Consider the following 18,409-nt stretch of genomic DNA (forward strand, 5'->3'; position numbering starts at 1 on the left):
AGGCTTTTCTTTTAAGTTATAATTTCTCGGCTACATATTTTACCAATTGAAGCGCTGCATCCCAACCTTCATTTGCTTCTTTAAGCAGGTAATCCGTAATTTCATAATTGATTTCCTCTCTTGCTGAAAGAATGGTTCCATCTCCATTTTTTGTAAATTCATACGTTATCACGGAAAGCAACCTGCTTTTATCTTTGAGGTCAAATAAATTATGCTTCAGTAATTTTTCCGGTTCCAATTCAAGGATTACTCCGTTCGTATAAAGGCTGCTGTCTTTCCCTTTCCATCCAAAAGAGCTGCCAGCTTTCCATTCAGAAACATATTCACCGCCCATTTGCCTCGTTACCTTAGGATCTGTGAAAACGCGCCATACTTTTTTTGGGGATGCGTTTATTTCGATCGTCTTTGTAATAACCGGTTTGTTCATATGTTATGTTTGCAGCTTTAAATTAACCATTCGGTAGGTGCCTTACCGAATTTCTTTTTAAAAGAATGAGAAAAATGAGAGAGGCTTTCAAATCCCAGGTCAAGATAAATCCCGGATGGTTTTTTATTCTTTTTTTCTATAAGGTGCAGGGCTTCCTTTAGCCGCATTTCCAATAACCACCGGCGGGGCGCCATGCCGAATATTTTTTGAAAGTCACGTTTGAACCCCGCAAGACTCCTTCCCGTGAGGTGTGCAAATTTCTCAATGGGAACGTTGTAATGAAAATTGGTGAGCATAAATTTTTCCAGATCCATCTTATAAGGTTCCGAAAAGTCGAACAGGAACTCTCTGAGCCCGGGCATGATATCCAGGAGGAGATACACGGCTTCTTTCACTTTAAGCATGCCTACTTCATTCGTTATTTTCTTTTCCGGGTGACGAACATAGGGCATCAGGGATTGAAAGAAAGCATGCAAAAAATCGTTCCCCGGGATCAGAAGATTGGAAGCTTCTGTATATTTCTGCGCTACCTCTATTTGTTCCTCCAGCGCGATTTTCCTGAGCAAGTCTTCCGTCAGGCGAATCACAATGGTTTGATAATCCTGGCCATCCAAAGGCATCTTGGTAATTTCTCCCAGTTGATTTTTTCGTATCAGCAACATTTCCCCGGCCTCCATGGAGATCTTTTGGGTGGCAGTTTCCAATGTGAACCGGCCTAAAACCTGCAATACCAGCGTGTTATGTTCCAGGAATGCAATCTTCTCCTTTCTCATGGCGGAGTGATAAGAGAAAAAGATGACTCCCGGGATTATTTCAGTTGGATTCATCATGATGTAAAGATATAAAACAGGCGGGGTGTATGTGTCATTTCACTATCGCTGCAGGTAGGTACCTCCAAGTATTGCTCCTTGCGAAAAATGGGTATTAAGCGTGTTTAATTCATCGGCGGTGAACCTGATATCCATGGCCTGTATGTTTTCCGGCAGCCGTGCTCTCCTGCTCATGCTTACTAATGGCATGATATGATCACCCTGCGCATTTACCCAGGCAATCGCCAGTTGGGTTGGTGTATATCCTTTATCCTTTGCCATCTGCTTTAATAGGTCTATTTTCTCCAGATTCTTTATCAGGTTCTCTCCCTGGAAACGCGAGAAGTGAAGATGGTAGTCATTGGCCGGAAGAGGCGCTTTCATTTCGCCGGTGAGTAGTCCTTCAGCAGTATTGGCAAACGCCACCACTCCTATACCTAACTCTTTTGCGGCAGGAAGCAGGTCGTTTTCTATCTGGCGGTCTGCCAATGAGTAACCTATTTCCAATGCTGTTACCGGGTGAACACTATTCGCCTTGCGGAGTTGATCTGCAGTGATTTCAGAAACGCCCAGGTAACGCACTTTTCCTTCTTTGATCAGGTCGGCTACAGTTCCAATCACATCTTCTACCGGAACACTGTTATCGAGTCTGCAAGGTTGATAAAGATCTATGGTATCTACACCTAAACGTACCAGGGAGTAGTTAATGAAATTCTTGATGGCTATGGGGCGCAGGTCAAGTCCAAGCATTTGATTGCCGTAGAAGATAGCGCCAAATTTCACACTTATGAAGGCGTCGTCGCGTCTGCCTTTGATGGCTTTGCCTACCAGGAGCTCGTTGTGGCCGCTGCCGTAAAAGTCTCCTGTATTCAGAAAATTAATGCCGTTGTCCAATGCACTCTGAATGGTAGCAATACTCTCGCTTTCATCATTTGCCTTGCTGCCCCAAACGGACGACATCCGCATACAGCCTAATCCGAGTTTAGACACGAGTGGTCCATTTTTGCCTAAGGGCATCTTTGTTATTGTTGTCATGATTGTTGTTTTATTGATTAACAGCACAAAGATCGGCTTTGCAGGCTACCACCACTTGCTTTTATGGCTCAATTTACTTGTCTGTATGGCTCACCTTTTCGGGGAGATGTTCAGGTCGCAAATAACCCTCTGGATTGTCGTATACTCCCCCTGCCCGAATCCTCATTTCTTATCATCTTTGTTTTAACGAAGTAATCAAACAACATAAATAAAAGTGGAGCAGCAACCACAAAAAACGGGCGGGACCGAAAAGCCAGATGAGTAGGAACAAAATATATCTTATGTCAAACAATACAGTTTCACTGCACAGAGTTCTTAAAACATCTCCGGAAAAAGTATTCCGCGCATTTACTGACGCCCTGGCAATCGCCTCCTGGCTGCCTCCTTACGGATTTTTGTGTACCGTACATGAAATGAAGGCGGAGACAGGTGGTTCTTTTAAGATGTCATTCCAGAATTTCACCACCGGCAATGGTCATTCATTCGGCGGAACCTACCTGGAAATCAAACCCAATGAATTTTTGAAGTACACTGATAAATTTGACGATCCCAACCTGCCCGGCGAAATGATCACTACCGTATGGCTTAACAAAACAATGGCGGGTACAGAAATAAAAATTACGCAGGAAGGAATACCTGCCGCTATACCCGTAGAAATGTGCTACTTGGGCTGGCAGGAATCTCTGGAAAAATTAGCGAAACTGGTAGAACCTAATATACCGGATGCCTGATTTAGTTCCGGACGGAAAACAAAAGCCGCGTAAATTTCATGATTTATGCGGCTTTTTTTTGTTGCTAAGCATTATTTCATCAGGCTGATATTTGTCATCCCGCCATCTGAAAGAAGTTCGGTACCGACGATAAAAGAGGAGTCGTCCGATGCTAAAAATACAGCTGCCTTTCCTATATCAGATGGAAGGCCTTGTCGCCCTGCAGGAGTCAGATCTCTCCAGATTTGTTTAACCTGCTCTACCTGTTCCTGCGGCACTATTTTACCAAATACCGGCGTGTCAATAGAACCTGGCGAAAGTGCATTTACCCTGATATTTCTTGATAATAAATCCAGCGACAAGCCCTTGGCTAATGATATAACTGCAGCTTTTGCGGCTCCATATATCGTCATGCCTGGTGCGGCCCGGTGTGCAGCACTGGAGGCAATAAGAATAACAGAAGCTCCGTCATTCAGGTAGGGGAGTGATTTCTGAACAGTGAAGTAAACACTCTTCAGATTTAAGTTCATGTACTGGTCATAGTTGTCTTCCGTAACATCGGCAACGGCTGCCATAGGGCTGCCATCTACAACCCCGCCTGCGTTGACCACCAGCGTATCAATTTTTCCAAACCTGTTAAACGTTTCCTCGAATACATGTTCCAGGTCATCCAGGTTTGTTACATCCCCTTTGATACCTATGAAACCCTCGCCCAGCGTTTTAACCGCAGCTTCAATGGTTGCCTGGTTCCTTCCTGTGATTGCACCCACAGCACCTTCCTGTTGGAAGGCTTCCGCAATGCCGAATCCTATTCCGCTATTACCCCCTGTAACTACTGTTACTTTGTTCTTTAATTTTCCCATCTTCTTTGATTCTTTTATTGGTTACACTGCAAAACTAAGCAGTGATTGTTTATATTTGATATTAAGTAACAAAAAGTAACAGTAACTTTTGAGTAACCAGGTAACATATGGGTGACAACGAATTTCAACAAGAATTCAGGAAAGAAATCATGGCGGTCCATGATGCAATGGATGTGCTGAATGGAAAATGGAAAATATCTATTATTACGGCTCTTTGCTATTACAATAAAAGAAGGTTTTCTGATATTTTGAATGATGTAAATGGTATCTCCAACAAGATGTTGAGCAAGGAATTGAAAGAGTTAGAGATCAATAAACTGGTAAAACGAACCGTTTTGGATACACAGCCTGTAACCGTTCAGTATGAACTTACAAAATACGGTAAAACGCTGCAGACAGTGATTAATAATCTTTCCGATTGGGGGATGGAGCATAGGAAGACGATAATTGGCAGATAGGTAGGATTGCGGGGCTGTTAAGTTGATTGAACAAAGAAGCCTTCAAATCTTGCGACTTGAAGGCTTCTTTGTTCATTTTTTGTGACCCCCCTGGGGCTCGAACCCAGGACCTACTGATTAAGAGTCAGTAGCTCTAACCAACTGAGCTAGGGAGTCTTTCCACCGTCTTTGTTAAAAAACGTGAGCGCAAATTTAACGGATCTTCTGAATATTTGTGTACTTTATTTAATTAAATTTGATAAGAAGGACGAAATGTGGATAAATACCCATTATGTTGAAAATCTAACCGTTAGCTCATTATAAATTTTTTTTCATGCAAGAAGCGTACATAGTAGCCGGATACCGCACTGCGGTGGGAAAATCCAAAAGAGGCGGATTTCGCTTTTACAGACCTGATGACCTGGCTGTAGACGTAATTACGGGATTGCTGAAATCCTTGCCACAGCTGGATCCTAAGCGGGTCGACGATCTCATTGTGGGAAACGCGGTACCGGAGGCAGAACAGGGGTTACAGATTGGCCGTATGATTTCAGTTAGAGCACTGGGCATTGATGTGCCGGGAATGACGGTGAACCGCTACTGTGCCTCCGGCCTGGAAACAATTGCGATTGCCACCGCGAAAATACAAACCGGTATGGCCGATTGTATCATTGCAGGTGGTACCGAAAGTATGAGCCTGGTGCCGGTAGCCGGCTGGAAAACAGTCCCCAATTACACCGTGGCCAGCACTAATCCCGATTATTATATTGGAATGGGACTCACCGCTGAAGCAGTGGCTAATGAATTTAAGGTAAGCCGCCAGGACCAGGATGAGTTCTCTTATAAATCACATCAGAAAGCGCTGAACGCTATTCAGAACGGCTATTTCAAGCCGGGCATACTCCCTGTTTCAGTAGAAGAAGTATATGTAGATGAAAAAGGAAAGAAACAAAAACGTTCCTACATCGTGGATACCGATGAAGGGCCGCGTGCCGATACTTCTCTGGAAGCGCTGGCAAAGCTGAAACCTGTTTTCGCCGCGGGAGGTTCCGTTACAGCAGGTAACTCCTCACAAACATCCGACGGTGCTGCTTTCGTGGTGGTAATGAGCGAGCGGATGGTGAATGAGTTGGGACTGAAGCCTATCGGGCGTTTGGTGGGTTGTGTTTCTGCAGGAGTGCATCCGCGTATCATGGGAGTAGGACCTGTGGCCGCCATACCAAAGGTGTTGCAACGTGTGGGGAAATCGTTGCAGGATATCGACCTGGTTGAATTGAACGAGGCATTTGCTTCACAGTCTATTGCGGTTATCCGCGAACTGGGCATCAACCCGGATATTGTGAATATCAATGGCGGCGCTATTGCGTTAGGGCATCCACTGGGATGTACCGGTGCAAAATTAACAGTGCAGTTGTTGGGCGATTTAAAACGGCTGAATAAAAAATATGGTATTGTTACCGCCTGCGTTGGCGGGGGACAAGGCATTGCAGGTATCATAGAAAATATCAACTGATAAATACCGGTCAACTCACCTTTATACTAAAAAAGGAGCCATTGGCTCCTTTCTTTTTTTATTCTCCTGTTATTTCCAGTTTACTTAAATACCGGTATACCGGTTGTGGAATCTTACTGGCATCTACAAATACAATGCGACGCGAATCGGCCGGCTGTCGCAGGTCAATGCCAAATTCGGACATCATTCTCTCATAAAAAAAAGAACGCTTTCCCTTTGCTCTTCCATTCTCATAGGTCACAAAGCAGGCGCGCGATACACCCAGCAAATTGCTCATTTCCTGCTGCGTTAGTTTTAGCGATTTACGGATTATTCTGATTACCCGCTTATTATATAATTGCATGGATTAGGATTAAAAATGTTACAAAAATGTGCCACTGTAACAATTATTAACTATATTTGTATCGTAATGTGTAAATCACTGATCTTAAAAGTGTTGAATTGATATGAGCGGCGAATTTTTGATAGATAGATTTTCATTTTGAACATAAAACACCCATTACCGGCGTACCGGTAAAAAAGATGTGGAGATGCAATCATTTAATAGCGGGTACTAACAGCTGTTAAAATAGTCAGATGAAGAGGAAGGAAGAAGAGGTGAAGGGAAAACTGATTGATGTAACAACCGGCCAATCGCCGGATTTCTAAAAAAATCCATCGTAAATTTTTTTGTTTGTAAGACAAAAACCAAAGGAGCTGTCTTTCTTTCCAGGAACGGGCAGCTCTCTTTTGGCTATTAAGGTATTAAACATACATTTTCAAATGTAGTAGATTTTGGTGCATCGGGCAAATAAAATATTTGTAACAAATTGATATCAAAGTAATTAGATAGATATTAAAATGATAATTTAGATATCAATATGATATAAAAAATATCATTGTGAAACTTCTTATTAATATAATCTCACTTTCTTTTTAATTAGATTAAACTTTTTGTTAATTTGGCGCTATAATCGGCCCCTAAGCCATCAACCATATCGCCTTATGGATCGCAGACAATTCCTAACCTTATCACCTGACCGCCAGCAACAGCGGACTGCCACTACTGTCGCCCGTACCGCCACCGGCATTACTCCGTATACCGGCGCTTGGGATACTTTACAACGCATTCACCTGCTGAAACGCACCCTGTTCGGGGTTACACCCGCAAACGTCAATGCCTTCAGCAGCCTCAGTATGCAGCAGGCAGTAGATACATTGCTCACCGCGCAGCCAGATCCTGCTCCTCCCGTTAACAACTACGGTATCGATGACACCGGCGTTACGCCCGGTGCCACATGGGTAAAAGCTCCCCTCGGTGATGAAATGCTGGAAAGAAAAAGAATTGACTCCTATAAAGCATGGTGGACAGGCCAGATGATTAACCAACAGGCAAGCATACACGAAAAGATGGTGCTCTTCTGGCACAATCATTTCGTTACAGAAACTGGCATGGTTGGCGATAGCCGGTTTATCTACCAATATAACCTTACCCTGCGTAAACATGCCCTCGGTAATTTTAAAGATCTTACAAAGGCAATAACCCTGGATCCGGCCATGCTGGTGTATCTCAACGGATACCTCAACTCCAAGGGCGCCGCGGATGAAAATTATGCACGGGAACTGCACGAACTTTTTACCGTAGGAAAAGGCCCCGATTCCCATTATACAGAAGATGATGTAAGGGCCACCGCCCGCGTACTCACCGGCTTCCGGGTAGATAGAACCAACATCGTCAGCTTATTCGATACCACACAACACGATCTTACCAACAAAGAATTTTCAGGATTCTATCTCAATAAAGTTATCTCTGGTAAAACAGGCCAGGATGGCGCTAAAGAATTGGATGAACTCCTCACGATCATCTTCCTGCAACCGGAGGTCGCAAAATTTATCTGCCGTAAACTATACCGCTTCTTTGTGTATTATGATATTGATGCCGCCACGGAACAGAATGTAATTACACCACTGGCAGATATTTTCCGCAGCAGCGGCTATGATATTAAAGTCACGCTCAACGCACTGTTCACCAGCGAACATTTCTTTGATCCGCTGAACATGGCCTGCCTGATTAAAAGTCCCGCCGACTTCTGCATCGGTATCTGCCGCGAATATGGCATCACCTTCCCTTCGGATTATACCAATCAATATAAAGCATGGGCTGTGGTCCACGACAGGGCCGCTTCGATGCTGCAAAACTTCGGAGATCCCCCATTGGTAGCCGGATGGGACGCATACTACCAGGCCCCTTCGTTTCATGAACTGTGGATCAATACAGATACACTGCCCAAACGTAACCGCTTCAGCGATGGCCTCGTCAGCAGCAACGGTTATAACGGCGTCCGTATAGACACACTCGCTTTTGCCAGCCGCCTTCCTCACCCGGAAGACCCCGTAGCACTGGTCAACGATTCCCTGGATATACTTTATCGTGTAGGCGTTTCCGATAACCTTAAAGGATTTCTGAAAAATAAAATCCTCCTGAGCGACCAAAGCCCTGATAGCAACTACTACTGGACGCAGGCCTGGAACGCATGGAAAGCCTCGCCTTCGGATGCCACCCTGAAAGATAATGTGGAAAGCCGCCTCCAGGCCCTGTATAAATACATTATGGACCTGTCTGAATATCAATTATCCTGATAGCAGAAAAACCTTTTTATGAAAAGAAGAGACTTCCTGAAATATACAGCGCCAGCTGCTATCCTGCCAACTTTAATCAATGGCTTTTCTATCAAAGCTTTCGGTTCATCCCCGATGCTGGACGCACTGAGCACCGCCTCGGCAGATAATGATCACGTACTGGTTATGATCCAGATGACCGGCGGTAATGATGGCCTCAACATGGTCATCCCACTGGATGTATACGGTAAATACCAGGCCGCGCGTTCCAATATCGCTATCCAGGAAGGAAAAGTACTCCGCCTCGATAATTATATTAAATCAGGCCTGCATCCCGCCATGACAGGCATACAGAAATTGTATAACGACGGAAAAGTAAGTATCGTTCAAAGTGTCGGATACCCTTCTCCCAATTTCTCACACTTCCGCGCTACCGATATCTGGCTCACAGGGTCTAATTCCAACGAAGTGCTCACCACCGGCTGGGCAGGACGCTACCTGGATACACAATTTGAAGGTTTCCCGGATGGATATCCCAACGATAAGGCGCCCGATCCGCTGGCTGTACAGATAGGCTCTATCGTATCGCCCGCCTTCCAGGGCCCCAACGCCAGCATGGGCATCGCTATCACCAGCGCTACGGATTTCTATAACCTGATCGATGGTGTAACAGATCCTGTTCCCAATACCAAATGGGGAAAAGAACTGGAATATATTCGCCTCATCGCCAAACAAACCAATAGCTACGAAAAGGCCATCACCGCAGCCGCGAAAAAAGTGACCTCACAGGGCGCTTACCCGGCCAATAACAGCCTCGCGGAACAACTGAAAATTGTTGCCCGCCTGGTAGCCGGCGGACTGAAAACAAAGCTCTACATGGTAAGCACCGGCGGCTTTGACACGCATGCCAACCAAACAGAAGGTGGTGATACCACCAAAGGAGGTCACGCTAACCTGCTCGGTGGCGTTTCCGATGCCATCAAAGCCTTTATGGACGACCTGAAAGGATTGCACGCTTCCCGCAGGGTAGTGGGCATGACCTTCTCCGAATTCGGCCGCCGCATCAAATCGAACTACAGTATGGGTACGGATCACGGCGCTGCCGCCCCCATTATCATTTTCGGAGATTACGTGAACCAGGGTGTGCTCGGAAATTCACCCGCACTGCCGGACGCTTCTTCTGTAATTGATAACATCCCCATGCAGTACGATTTCCGCTCTATTTATGCATCTATCCTGGAACAATGGTTCTGCGTGGATCAAACCGTGCTGAAAACTATTCTCCGGGAAGACTACCAACGCCTGCCCCTCATCAGCGGCGTGGCCTGTGGTACCATCACTGGCCTGCCCGACCTGAATACAGATGATAAGAAGCTGATTACCAACTCTCCCAATCCATTTTCAAATTATACCACTATTACCTATATCACCGGCAGCGGCAATACATTGGTCCAGATCTTTGATACCACCGGCCGCCTCATCAGCGTACCGGTCAATAAAGTACATACGCCCGGCACCTATACGTTCACCTTCGATGCGCATAGCCTGCCCAATGGTATTTACTACGCCCGCTTCCAGAACGGCCCGGTACAACAGGTAAGACCTATGCTGAAAGTAAACTGACCTTATAATTTCATTAATATTCGTGCAACGCTGTTGCAAATAGATGGATTTTGCTACCTTTGCCTCCGTGTACAAGAGCTATCTGCATAAAATATTAGCGATTATTCTCCTGGGTGTATTTTCTCTAAATACCATCCCAAGGGAATTTATACACGAATTTGCAGGTCACCACGATACAACAGATCCCCTCCATCAACACGATGGCCTCACGATATCTGAACATCACCGGCACTGTGATTTTCTGCAGATAGGGGTAGAACCTTATGAGTCATTTGTTACTTTATATATAGCACCGGTCCAAAAAGTAATCTGGGTATTTTCTCCGCTTACGTTACCGGAAACCACGCACGTCCCTTATTTTAATCTTACTCCCAGAGCGCCGCCCGCACAGCTGGCATAACTTCTCTTTTGCAACGTGAACCATCGGTACATGTTGTTTATTCTTTATTACTGATTCTATATTTTTCAGATATGCATTATTTGCGTGTATTTATACTCGGCCTTTGGAGTGTAATGTTACTGGCGTTACCTGCTGCCTATGCCGGCACTAACCCCGAAGAAGGGGAATACTCAAATTCATTAACCGGTAAAGTGGTGGATAAATTAACCCATACACCGTTACCCGGCGCTACTGTTTACCTGCCGGATCTCCGCGTTGGCGCTGCCGCTGATGCACAGGGAAACTATATCATCAAAAATCTTCCAAAAGGAAAGTATGTAGTAGATGTACACTACATCGGTTACGCCGCATTCAGTGCTCCCGTAGCTATTTCCGGCGCTACTACCCGGGATTTTGAACTCGGGGAAACACTGATAGAAAAAAATGAAATCGTAATCACCGGCGCCAACCTGGCAACATCTGCAAGGAAAACACCAACGCCCATCAGCGTAATCCGCCGCGACTATCTCGACGATAATATTTCTACCAACATTATAGACGCTATTGCCAAAGTGCCCGGTGTTACACAACTTTCTACCGGCCCGGCCATCTCCAAACCCTTTATCCGCGGCCTTGGCTACAACCGCGTAGTGGTGGTAGGCGACGGCGTACGCCAGGAAGGCCAGCAATGGGGCGATGAACATGGAATTGAAATCGACGATTACAATGTAAGCAGGATTGAAGTGCTGAAAGGCCCTGCCTCCCTCATCTACGGCTCAGATGCACTGGCCGGTGTGGTGAACATTGTGCCGCCTGCACCGCTGCCCCTGGGAAAAATTAAAGGCAACGTGGAAGCCAACTATCAGACCAACAACGGACTGATGGCCTATCATGCCGACATTGCCGGTAATAACAACGGCTTTAGCTGGGGCGCTTTCGTAACACAAAAACAAGCGCACGACTACAAGAATAAATACGACGATTACGTATTTAATTCCCGCTTTAATAACACCAACTTCGGCGCTAATATCGGGATCAATAAACAATGGGGCTACTCTCACCTGAGCTTCACGTCCTTTAACCAGCACCTCGGGCTGGTGGAAGGTGACCGCGACAGCAACGGCGATTTCCTGAAACTCATCAACAACAACGGCACAGAAGAAGAAGTACCCGCCACCAGCAGCGATAATAAATCGTACAGCATGACGGTACCCAAGCAACAGATCAACCACCAGAAAATAGTATGGGACAACAACCTCTATCTGCATAATGGTGGTCGTATTGGTCTTACTCTGGGTTATCAGCTGAACCAGCGCCGCGAATTCGGTAACGTGCTGGAACCTTCCACACCGGAATTGTACCTGCATCTGCAAACTTTCAACTACGCGCTGAAATATTATCTGCCTGAAATGAGCGGCTGGCAAACAACTGTAGGGGTGAATGGCATGCAACAAACAAATCAGAACAAGGGAGAAGAATTCCTGATCCCTGCATACGATCTGTTCGACTTTGGCGCTTTCGCGGTAACAAGCAAAACTTTTAATAAACTCACACTGAGCGGCGGACTGCGTTTTGATAACCGTTCCATGAACGCCAAATCACTGTTCCTGGATGCAGATGGCAAACCATCCAATACAGGGGATTCAAAATTTGATGCATTCAAACGCAACTTCAATAACGTATCCGGTAGCATAGGCCTCAGCTATGAAGCCAGCGAACAGGTAGTGCTGAAACTCAATGCAGCAAGAGGTTTCCGTGCGCCTAATGTGGCAGAACTGTCTGCTAACGGCGTGCATGAAGGAACCATCAAATACGAATATGGTAACCAGGACCTGAAACCGGAAGTAAGCACACAGGTAGATGCAGGAGTGGATTTCAATACTCAGCACGTTTCCCTGTCGGCCAGCCTGTTTTACAATCATATCAATAACTTCATATTCTCCCGCAAACTGTTTAATGCAGCCGGTACAGACTCTATTCCGGCAACGGATAATGACGAAGGATATGCGGCATTTAAATACCAGCAAACAGATGCCAACCTGTATGGCGGAGAGCTGATGGTGGATATTCACCCGCATCCGATCGACTGGCTTCATTTTGAGAATACTTTCTCGTACGTAAGGGCTACTACTGCTAACAGCAGCGACTCTACGAAATACCTGCCTAATATTCCGGCGGCACACTGGCTGTCTGAATTAAAAGGAAGATTTAAAAAAGTGGGAAAAAGTCCGTTGCATAATGCTTATATCGGTGTGCAGATGGACCTGAACTTTGCGCAGAACGATGTGTTTTCAGCTTACGAAACAGAAACGCCTACTTCCGGTTATACTTTGTTTAACGCAGGGTTAGGCAGTGATTTTGTAAATAAGAAGAATAAAACTTTGTTCTCCCTGCATTTCGCTGTCAATAACTTAACAGATGTGGCTTACCAGAATCACCTGAGCAGGTTGAAGTATGCACCCATCAATGAAGTAACGGGCAGATCAGGCGTATATAACGTTGGCCGGAATTTCAGTGTGAAGCTTGCAGTTCCGATTGATTTCAAATAGTGTTAAGGTTTCTTTTAAAGAGCTCCTGCGTCAGCAGGGGCTTTTTTTATGGTGTCAGGCGCCGGTCCTGCCGGAGCGTTTCCCATTTTAGTATAGGTAGCCCTGTTATTTTTTATTTTGAAGAAGATCTTCCGGTTGGCCGCGGGTTCGGTATTAAATCCAACCGCAGTATCCGTTCCCGTTATCATCAGTTGAGGCACCGGTATGGTTGCAGCAGCAGAATCAATCGCCCGCATGTAGTTGATCAGCCGTTTGCCTTCCCGCGTAATATGGATGGTTTGCATGCCCGATCCCGAATTGGCGATGGAAGCCGTAATGCCTGCCGCCTCAAACACAGCGCTGTCGCTGTTTATATTTCCACTTATAAGGCTAAAAGGGACTGGTATTGTTTGGGCTCCGGTAACATCGGCCGGAGTTGCTTCCTGCGGGGTTTGGGTAGCCGGCTGTTTGCAGCCAAGTAGTAAAACAGGGAGCAGTAATAAGGTTCTTTGCACGATAAGTAACTGTTTGAAAGATAAAGCTATTGAATTTTTACGGAACTCATCATGACTCCTGTTAATATATAAAGGTTACTTATACATTATTTTTAATAATAACGTTATGATCTTTTCTAATTTATATTAATTTGCCGTATCGGACGTAAACCCGGTCCTGACGGGCTTGATAAGTAAAATCGTTTTTTCAGTAGAAATACACGGTGGTTTTACCATTGATGTAAATATTTAATTGAAATATTGATAGATTTTGTAGTTTAGAGGATCGTTAATTATGTAAGTGTCAGATTGAATGTCCTGCCAGGAGGAACAGTCCCCTCAGTTTTCAAAAATTGGTTTTTGTTATTAAGACTTTTCTGACCACCATTGGTTCAGATTTTGGTTGAAAAAGAAAGGGGCTGTTTTTACAGCCCCATATTTTTTTCAGTTATTTTTTTTAATGTTGATGTGTCGGCTTTTCCAGTTTCTCTGTATCGTCGTCATAATACACAAAGAAATAAAGATAAATAGCCCTGGATAGCCGCATCAGCCATGGTTGTATAAGTACCAACAGGACCCCATTCACGGCAAGCCAGATAAAAATGCTGTTATCTCTCCAGGTTAATCCAAAAAATAACCAGAACCAGATCAGGTTAAACACACTGAATGCCACCGATAAAGCATAACTAACATAGCCCGTTCCAAACCAGAAGCCAGTTTCCAACTCATATTTTTGTCCGCATACAGGGCAGTGATCATACATATTAAAGATCTTCGAAAACCTCACGTGAAACGGATTCTGATCTCTGAACATATCTCCTTTCCTGCATCTCGGGCATTTCATAGTCAGCATGCTGACAAAATAGTTAGGGCGCCTGGGCTGTTGTGTACTCATGCTGCAAAATTAATCAATTACTTTCAGCAACTGAAAGTGGAGCTTACACCGCTTCTGTTTTGCGCTCGCCGATCTGTTGTCTCCACATCGCATAGTAAAGTCCTTTTTCAGCTACCAGGTCGGCATGCTTACCCATTTCCACGATCTGTCCTTTTTCCAGCACGTAAATACGGTCGGCATGCATAATAGTGCTTAAACGGTGCGCAATCATCACGGTAATATGCTGTTTGCTGGCCGTTACTTCACGTACGGTTTTAGTAATTTCTTCTTCTGTAATAGAGTCCAGCGCGGAGGTTGCCTCGTCAAATACAAGTAAACGCGGTCTGCGCAACAACGCCCTGGCTATGGATAAACGTTGTTTTTCCCCACCGGAAATTTTAATACCGCCCTCGCCGATTACCGTTTCAAGGCCCTTGTCGGCCCTGGCCAGTAAAGAATAACACGAAGCTTTATCCAGTGCTTCCATTACGTCGGCATCAGTGGCGCCCGGATTTACAAACAGCAGGTTTTCACGGATGGTACCTGAAAACAGCTGGGTATCCTGTGTCACAAAACCTACCTGGTGACGCAGGTCTTCCATATCTACTTCATTGGCATCAATGCCATTGTAGTAGATATGCCCTTCATTTGGTTTGTATAATCCTACCAGCAGCTTTACCAGCGTGGTTTTACCGGACCCCGATGGTCCTACAAACGCAATGGTTTCCCCTACATTTACGGAGAAGTTCACCTTATCAAGTGCTTTGGTGGCTGCGGTCAGGTGCTTGAATCCTACCTGTTTGAATTGCAGTTCATCAATATGCGTTACCCTGATAGGATTGGCGGGCATTTCCTCTACCGGCGTATTCAGGATGCTCTGGAAATTCAGCAGCGATACCTGCGCTTCGCGGTAATTCAGGATAATGTTACCAAGTTCCTGTAATGGTCCGAAAATGAAGAAGGAATACAGCTGTAAGGTCATCAGCTGCCCAATGCTCACTACATCGCGGTAAATGTAGAACAGCAGCAGGAACAGGATGGCAGAGCGCATCAGGTTCACAAAAGTACCCTGTACAAAACTGATACTGCGGATGCTCCGCACTTTTTTCAGTTCCAGCAACAGGATCTTCATGGTAGTGGAGTTTAAACGCCTGATTTCCTGGTTGGAGAGGCCCAAACTCTTTACCAGTTCAATGTTCCGGAGCGATTCTGTCGTTGATCCTGCCAGCGCGGTGGTTTCTTTTACGATCGTCTTCTGTATCACCTTAATTTTCCTGCTCAGTAAACTCATCAGGATAGTCAGTAAAATACAGCCGGTCAGATACACGAAGGGAAGGCTCCAGTGTACGGTGGTGGCGTATACCATCACAAACAATACACCTATCAGCGATACAAAAAGCACATTCACAAAGGCGGTGATGAATTTTTCACAGTCTACCCGCACTTTCTGGAGAATAGCCAGCGTTTCACCGCTGCGCTGGTCTTCAAACTGCTGGTATGGCAGCCGGAGTGAGTGTTTCAAGCCATCCGTATATACCTGGGCGCCGAATTTCTGAACAATTACGTTCACAAAATAGTCCTGGAAAGCCTTAGCGATCCTGGATACCATTGCAACGCCTATCGCAGCGCCAACCAGCAGCAGTACCCCTGTGAGGTACTCGTTCTCCGGCCGGAATATAGTGCCACCCTTAAAAGTTTTTGGATGAGAAGCGAACCTGTCAATGATCCATCCGAAGATCATAGGGTCCATCAGTGAGAAAAGCTGGTTAATACTGGCCAGAGCCATTGCTAATACGACCAACCATTTATATCTCTTCAAATAATGCAGTAATAGTTTCATATGTCCGTTTTCCTGAGGTGCAAAGTTACTGTATGTTGTCACATATTCCGGGGAAAAGTACTGGCTATTTTAGTCAAAAAACGTTAACTTAATAGTAAGTTCTTTGTAAAGACACAGGTGAGTATCTATTATCTAAATAAATCTCCACATATGAAGACGTATGATGAAAAACACATCAAAAACATCGTACTGTTAGGTGCACCCAAAAGCGGCAAAACTACCCTCTCCGAAACCATGTTATTTGAAGCCGGCATCATCAGTAAACGAGGCTCAATTGAAGAGAAAAATACCGTGTCCGACTACCACGATATTGAGCACGAACGGGGAAATTCCGTATATGCCACCCTGTTGCACACCGAATGGAAAGATTATAAGATCAACATTATAGATACACCCGGACTGGAAGACTTTATAGGAGAAGTAATTGCAGCCATCCGCGTATCCGACACTGCTGTTCTCCTGCTCAATGCCCAGTATGGAGTGGAAGTAGGTACAGAACTGGTATGGGATTATGTGGACAAATACCGGAAACCCACCATATTGGCCGTTAACCAGCTGGATGCTGAACTGGCCAATTTTAATAAAACCGTGGAAGACGCCTCCCGGGTATTCGGTCAGCCTGTTACTATTATGCAGTACCCCGTAAATGCCGGCCCCGGATTCAATGCGATCATCGATCTCCTGAAAATGACCATGTACCGCTTTCCCGAAAAAGGCGGCAAACCCGAAAAACTTCCCATCCCCGACAGCGAAAAGGAAAGAGCCGACCAGCTGCACAACGAACTCGTGGAAAAAGCAGCAGAAAACGACGATACCCTCATGGAACTGTATTTTGAAAAAGGAAGCCTGGATGAAGATGAACTCCGGCAAGGCATCAAAATAGGCATGCTCAATCACCACGTATTCCCCCTGTTCTGTTTATCCGCCAAAAATAATATGGGCAGCGGCCGCCTCATGGGATTTATCGATAACGTAGCTCCCGGTGCAGCGGAAATGCCTGCCGAAGTTACTACCGGAGGTAAACCTGTTCCCTGTAATCCTGCTGGTCCGGCAGGATTATTTGTTTTTAAAACCTTACAGGAGCCGCATATCGGCAGGCTCACTTATTTTAAGGTAATGTCGGGAGAAGTAAAAGGCGGCATGGAGCTTATCAACGAACAGGGCAATACTACCGAGCGTATCAGCCAGCTGTTTATCGCAGACGGAAAGAACCGCAATAACATAGAACGCCTGCAGGCCGGGGATATCGGTTGCACGCTTAAAATGAAAAGTACCCTCACCAATCATACACTGGCCGAAAAGAATTTCCCTGGGCAAATTGTTCCCATCGATTTTCCCGCCCCTAAAGTGAGGGTGGCCATTGAAGCAAAAAATAAAGGCGACGATGAAAAACTCAGCGAAGTGCTTGCGGAAATACACATGGAAGATCCAACCCTCCTAGTGGAGTTCAACCGCGAACTGAAACAGGTGATCCTCCACGGACAAGGGGAACTGCACTTACTGGTGACCAAATGGCGCCTTGAAAATATTTATAAAATGCAGGTGGCTTTTCACGCCGCCAAAATACCTTACCGCGAAACCATCCAAAAGCCTGCCCAGGCTTCCTATCGCCATAAAAAACAATCCGGTGGCGCCGGCCAGTTTGGAGAGGTATACATGAAAATAGAACCCTGGTACGAGGGTATGCCGCCCTACAAGGAACATACCGTGCGCGATTCGGAAGAAATAGCGCTGAACTGGGGCGGCAAACTGGTATTCAACAATTGTATCGTAGGCGGCGCTATCGACAACCGTTTCCTGCCATCAATCCTCAAAGGAGTGATGGAAAAAATGCAGGAAGGCCCGCTAACCGGATCATATGTACGCGATATACGTGTAAGCGTATACGATGGTAAAATGCATCCGGTAGACAGTAACGATATTTCCTTTAAAATAGCCGGTATGATGGCTTTTCGCGAAGCGTTCCACCAGGCCGCCCCGCAGTTGCTGGAACCGGTGTACGACCTGGAAGCCGTAGCCCCCGATGTTATGATGGGCGACATAATGAGCGAACTGCAAACACATCGCAGCATCATAACGGGAATGGATACACTGAATGGTTACCAGGTGATCAAAGCACGCACCCCACAGGCAGAAATAGATAAACTGTTTGCTGCACTGCGCAATGTTACCCAGGGCAAAGCCAAGTTGAAATCCCAGTTTGCGGAATATGCACCCGTTCCTGCAGAGATGCAGCGTAAGCTGAGCGAAAGTTATAAGGAAGACCTGGGCGTTTAACG

Annotated in this window: 16 protein-coding genes and 1 tRNA gene; 8 read left to right on the forward strand and 9 right to left on the reverse strand. The window is 45.6% G+C overall.

Annotated features, from left to right (window positions below; all coding sequences use genetic code 11):
* Positions 1-16 precede the first annotated feature (16 nt).
* From QFZ51_RS06930 to QFZ51_RS06940, 3 genes are read right to left on the reverse strand one after another with little or no spacing between them, the layout of a single operon-like run.
* Positions 17-427, reverse strand: coding sequence for an SRPBCC family protein (locus tag QFZ51_RS06930; RefSeq protein WP_429044569.1), 411 nt, complete (start codon positions 425-427; stop codon positions 17-19).
* A 17-nt stretch (positions 428-444) separates the two neighbouring features.
* Positions 445-1,257 carry a helix-turn-helix domain-containing protein gene (locus QFZ51_RS06935; protein ID WP_429044572.1) on the reverse strand — a complete coding sequence of 271 codons (813 nt, stop codon included), beginning with the start codon at positions 1,255-1,257 and terminating at the stop codon, positions 445-447.
* Positions 1,258-1,299: 42 nt separating this feature from the next.
* A complete protein-coding gene (locus QFZ51_RS06940; RefSeq protein ID WP_429044574.1) occupies positions 1,300-2,271 on the reverse strand; it encodes an aldo/keto reductase in 972 nt (323 codons plus the stop codon).
* Positions 2,272-2,552: 281 nt separating this feature from the next.
* Between QFZ51_RS06940 and QFZ51_RS06945 the strand changes: the two genes are divergently transcribed.
* Complete coding sequence (locus QFZ51_RS06945) at positions 2,553-3,002, forward strand: SRPBCC family protein (protein ID WP_429044577.1); 450 nt, start codon at positions 2,553-2,555, stop codon at positions 3,000-3,002.
* 71 nt (positions 3,003-3,073) lie between these two features.
* Here QFZ51_RS06945 and QFZ51_RS06950 read toward each other — a convergent pair whose 3' ends face one another.
* Positions 3,074-3,844, reverse strand: coding sequence for an SDR family oxidoreductase (locus tag QFZ51_RS06950; protein ID WP_429044580.1), 771 nt, complete (start codon positions 3,842-3,844; stop codon positions 3,074-3,076).
* A 107-nt stretch (positions 3,845-3,951) separates the two neighbouring features.
* On the opposite strand from QFZ51_RS06950, the gene QFZ51_RS06955 reads away from it, so the two are divergent.
* Positions 3,952-4,302: a winged helix-turn-helix transcriptional regulator gene (locus QFZ51_RS06955; protein ID WP_370910951.1), complete on the forward strand. Its 351-nt coding sequence runs from the start codon at positions 3,952-3,954 to the stop codon at positions 4,300-4,302.
* A gap of 82 nt (positions 4,303-4,384) precedes the next feature.
* On the opposite strand, the gene QFZ51_RS06960 is transcribed toward QFZ51_RS06955, so the two are convergent.
* A tRNA-Lys gene (locus tag QFZ51_RS06960) sits at positions 4,385-4,458 on the reverse strand.
* 157 nt (positions 4,459-4,615) lie between these two features.
* Here QFZ51_RS06960 and QFZ51_RS06965 point away from each other — a divergent pair.
* Positions 4,616-5,794: a thiolase family protein gene (locus QFZ51_RS06965; RefSeq protein ID WP_429044583.1), complete on the forward strand. Its 1,179-nt coding sequence runs from the start codon at positions 4,616-4,618 to the stop codon at positions 5,792-5,794.
* Between the two features lie 58 nt (positions 5,795-5,852).
* Here the strand turns inward: QFZ51_RS06965 and QFZ51_RS06970 are convergent, their stop codons facing one another.
* Complete coding sequence (locus QFZ51_RS06970; RefSeq protein ID WP_429044586.1) at positions 5,853-6,071, reverse strand: hypothetical protein; 219 nt, start codon at positions 6,069-6,071, stop codon at positions 5,853-5,855.
* Positions 6,072-6,778: 707 nt separating this feature from the next.
* Between QFZ51_RS06970 and QFZ51_RS06975 the strand changes: the two genes are divergently transcribed.
* The 4 genes from QFZ51_RS06975 to QFZ51_RS06990 all read left to right on the forward strand — a co-directional run bounded on the left by QFZ51_RS06975 (position 6,779) and on the right by QFZ51_RS06990 (position 12,943).
* Positions 6,779-8,413: a DUF1800 domain-containing protein gene (locus QFZ51_RS06975; RefSeq protein WP_429044588.1), complete on the forward strand. Its 1,635-nt coding sequence runs from the start codon at positions 6,779-6,781 to the stop codon at positions 8,411-8,413.
* 18 nt (positions 8,414-8,431) lie between these two features.
* Positions 8,432-10,015: a DUF1501 domain-containing protein gene (locus QFZ51_RS06980; RefSeq protein WP_429044591.1), complete on the forward strand. Its 1,584-nt coding sequence runs from the start codon at positions 8,432-8,434 to the stop codon at positions 10,013-10,015.
* A gap of 43 nt (positions 10,016-10,058) precedes the next feature.
* On the forward strand, positions 10,059-10,415 hold the full coding sequence (locus tag QFZ51_RS06985; RefSeq protein WP_429044594.1) for a hypothetical protein: 357 nt from the start codon (positions 10,059-10,061) through the stop codon (positions 10,413-10,415).
* Between the two features lie 71 nt (positions 10,416-10,486).
* Positions 10,487-12,943, forward strand: coding sequence for a TonB-dependent receptor (locus QFZ51_RS06990; RefSeq protein WP_429044596.1), 2,457 nt, complete (start codon positions 10,487-10,489; stop codon positions 12,941-12,943).
* Positions 12,944-12,957: 14 nt separating this feature from the next.
* Here the strand turns inward: QFZ51_RS06990 and QFZ51_RS06995 are convergent, their stop codons facing one another.
* The 3 genes from QFZ51_RS06995 to QFZ51_RS07005 all read right to left on the reverse strand — a co-directional run bounded on the left by QFZ51_RS06995 (position 12,958) and on the right by QFZ51_RS07005 (position 16,130).
* Positions 12,958-13,437 carry a hypothetical protein gene (locus tag QFZ51_RS06995; protein ID WP_429044598.1) on the reverse strand — a complete coding sequence of 160 codons (480 nt, stop codon included), beginning with the start codon at positions 13,435-13,437 and terminating at the stop codon, positions 12,958-12,960.
* A gap of 436 nt (positions 13,438-13,873) precedes the next feature.
* Positions 13,874-14,311, reverse strand: coding sequence for a DUF983 domain-containing protein (locus QFZ51_RS07000; RefSeq protein ID WP_429044601.1), 438 nt, complete (start codon positions 14,309-14,311; stop codon positions 13,874-13,876).
* A 43-nt stretch (positions 14,312-14,354) separates the two neighbouring features.
* The gene (locus QFZ51_RS07005) at positions 14,355-16,130 is read right to left on the reverse strand and encodes an ABC transporter ATP-binding protein (protein ID WP_370910938.1); all 1,776 of its coding nucleotides are present in this window, start codon (positions 16,128-16,130) and stop codon (positions 14,355-14,357) included.
* Between the two features lie 150 nt (positions 16,131-16,280).
* Here QFZ51_RS07005 and QFZ51_RS07010 point away from each other — a divergent pair, with 150 nt between their 5' ends.
* The gene (locus QFZ51_RS07010; protein WP_429044605.1) at positions 16,281-18,407 is read left to right on the forward strand and encodes an elongation factor G; all 2,127 of its coding nucleotides are present in this window, start codon (positions 16,281-16,283) and stop codon (positions 18,405-18,407) included.
* The last annotated feature ends 2 nt before the right edge of the window (positions 18,408-18,409 follow it).

The sequence above is a fragment of the Chitinophaga sp. W3I9 genome (assembly GCF_050434025.1).
Lineage (GTDB): Bacteria > Bacteroidota > Bacteroidia > Chitinophagales > Chitinophagaceae > Chitinophaga.

Coding starts and splice junctions, on each gene's coding strand:
- QFZ51_RS06950 (WP_429044580.1), bottom strand. CDS start 3,844: ATGGGAAAATTAAAGAACAAAGTAACAGTAGTTACAGGGGGTAATAGC.
- QFZ51_RS07005 (WP_370910938.1), bottom strand. CDS start 16,130: ATGAAACTATTACTGCATTATTTGAAGAGATATAAATGGTTGGTCGTA.
- QFZ51_RS06975 (WP_429044588.1), top strand. CDS start 6,779: ATGGATCGCAGACAATTCCTAACCTTATCACCTGACCGCCAGCAACAG.
- QFZ51_RS06935 (WP_429044572.1), bottom strand. CDS start 1,257: ATGATGAATCCAACTGAAATAATCCCGGGAGTCATCTTTTTCTCTTAT.
- QFZ51_RS06990 (WP_429044596.1), top strand. CDS start 10,487: ATGCATTATTTGCGTGTATTTATACTCGGCCTTTGGAGTGTAATGTTA.
- QFZ51_RS06945 (WP_429044577.1), top strand. CDS start 2,553: ATGTCAAACAATACAGTTTCACTGCACAGAGTTCTTAAAACATCTCCG.
- QFZ51_RS06980 (WP_429044591.1), top strand. CDS start 8,432: ATGAAAAGAAGAGACTTCCTGAAATATACAGCGCCAGCTGCTATCCTG.
- QFZ51_RS06985 (WP_429044594.1), top strand. CDS start 10,059: ATGGATTTTGCTACCTTTGCCTCCGTGTACAAGAGCTATCTGCATAAA.
- QFZ51_RS06965 (WP_429044583.1), top strand. CDS start 4,616: ATGCAAGAAGCGTACATAGTAGCCGGATACCGCACTGCGGTGGGAAAA.
- QFZ51_RS06955 (WP_370910951.1), top strand. CDS start 3,952: ATGGGTGACAACGAATTTCAACAAGAATTCAGGAAAGAAATCATGGCG.
- QFZ51_RS06970 (WP_429044586.1), bottom strand. CDS start 6,071: ATGAGCAATTTGCTGGGTGTATCGCGCGCCTGCTTTGTGACCTATGAG.
- QFZ51_RS06940 (WP_429044574.1), bottom strand. CDS start 2,271: ATGACAACAATAACAAAGATGCCCTTAGGCAAAAATGGACCACTCGTG.
- QFZ51_RS07010 (WP_429044605.1), top strand. CDS start 16,281: ATGAAGACGTATGATGAAAAACACATCAAAAACATCGTACTGTTAGGT.
- QFZ51_RS07000 (WP_429044601.1), bottom strand. CDS start 14,311: ATGAGTACACAACAGCCCAGGCGCCCTAACTATTTTGTCAGCATGCTG.
- QFZ51_RS06930 (WP_429044569.1), bottom strand. CDS start 427: ATGAACAAACCGGTTATTACAAAGACGATCGAAATAAACGCATCCCCA.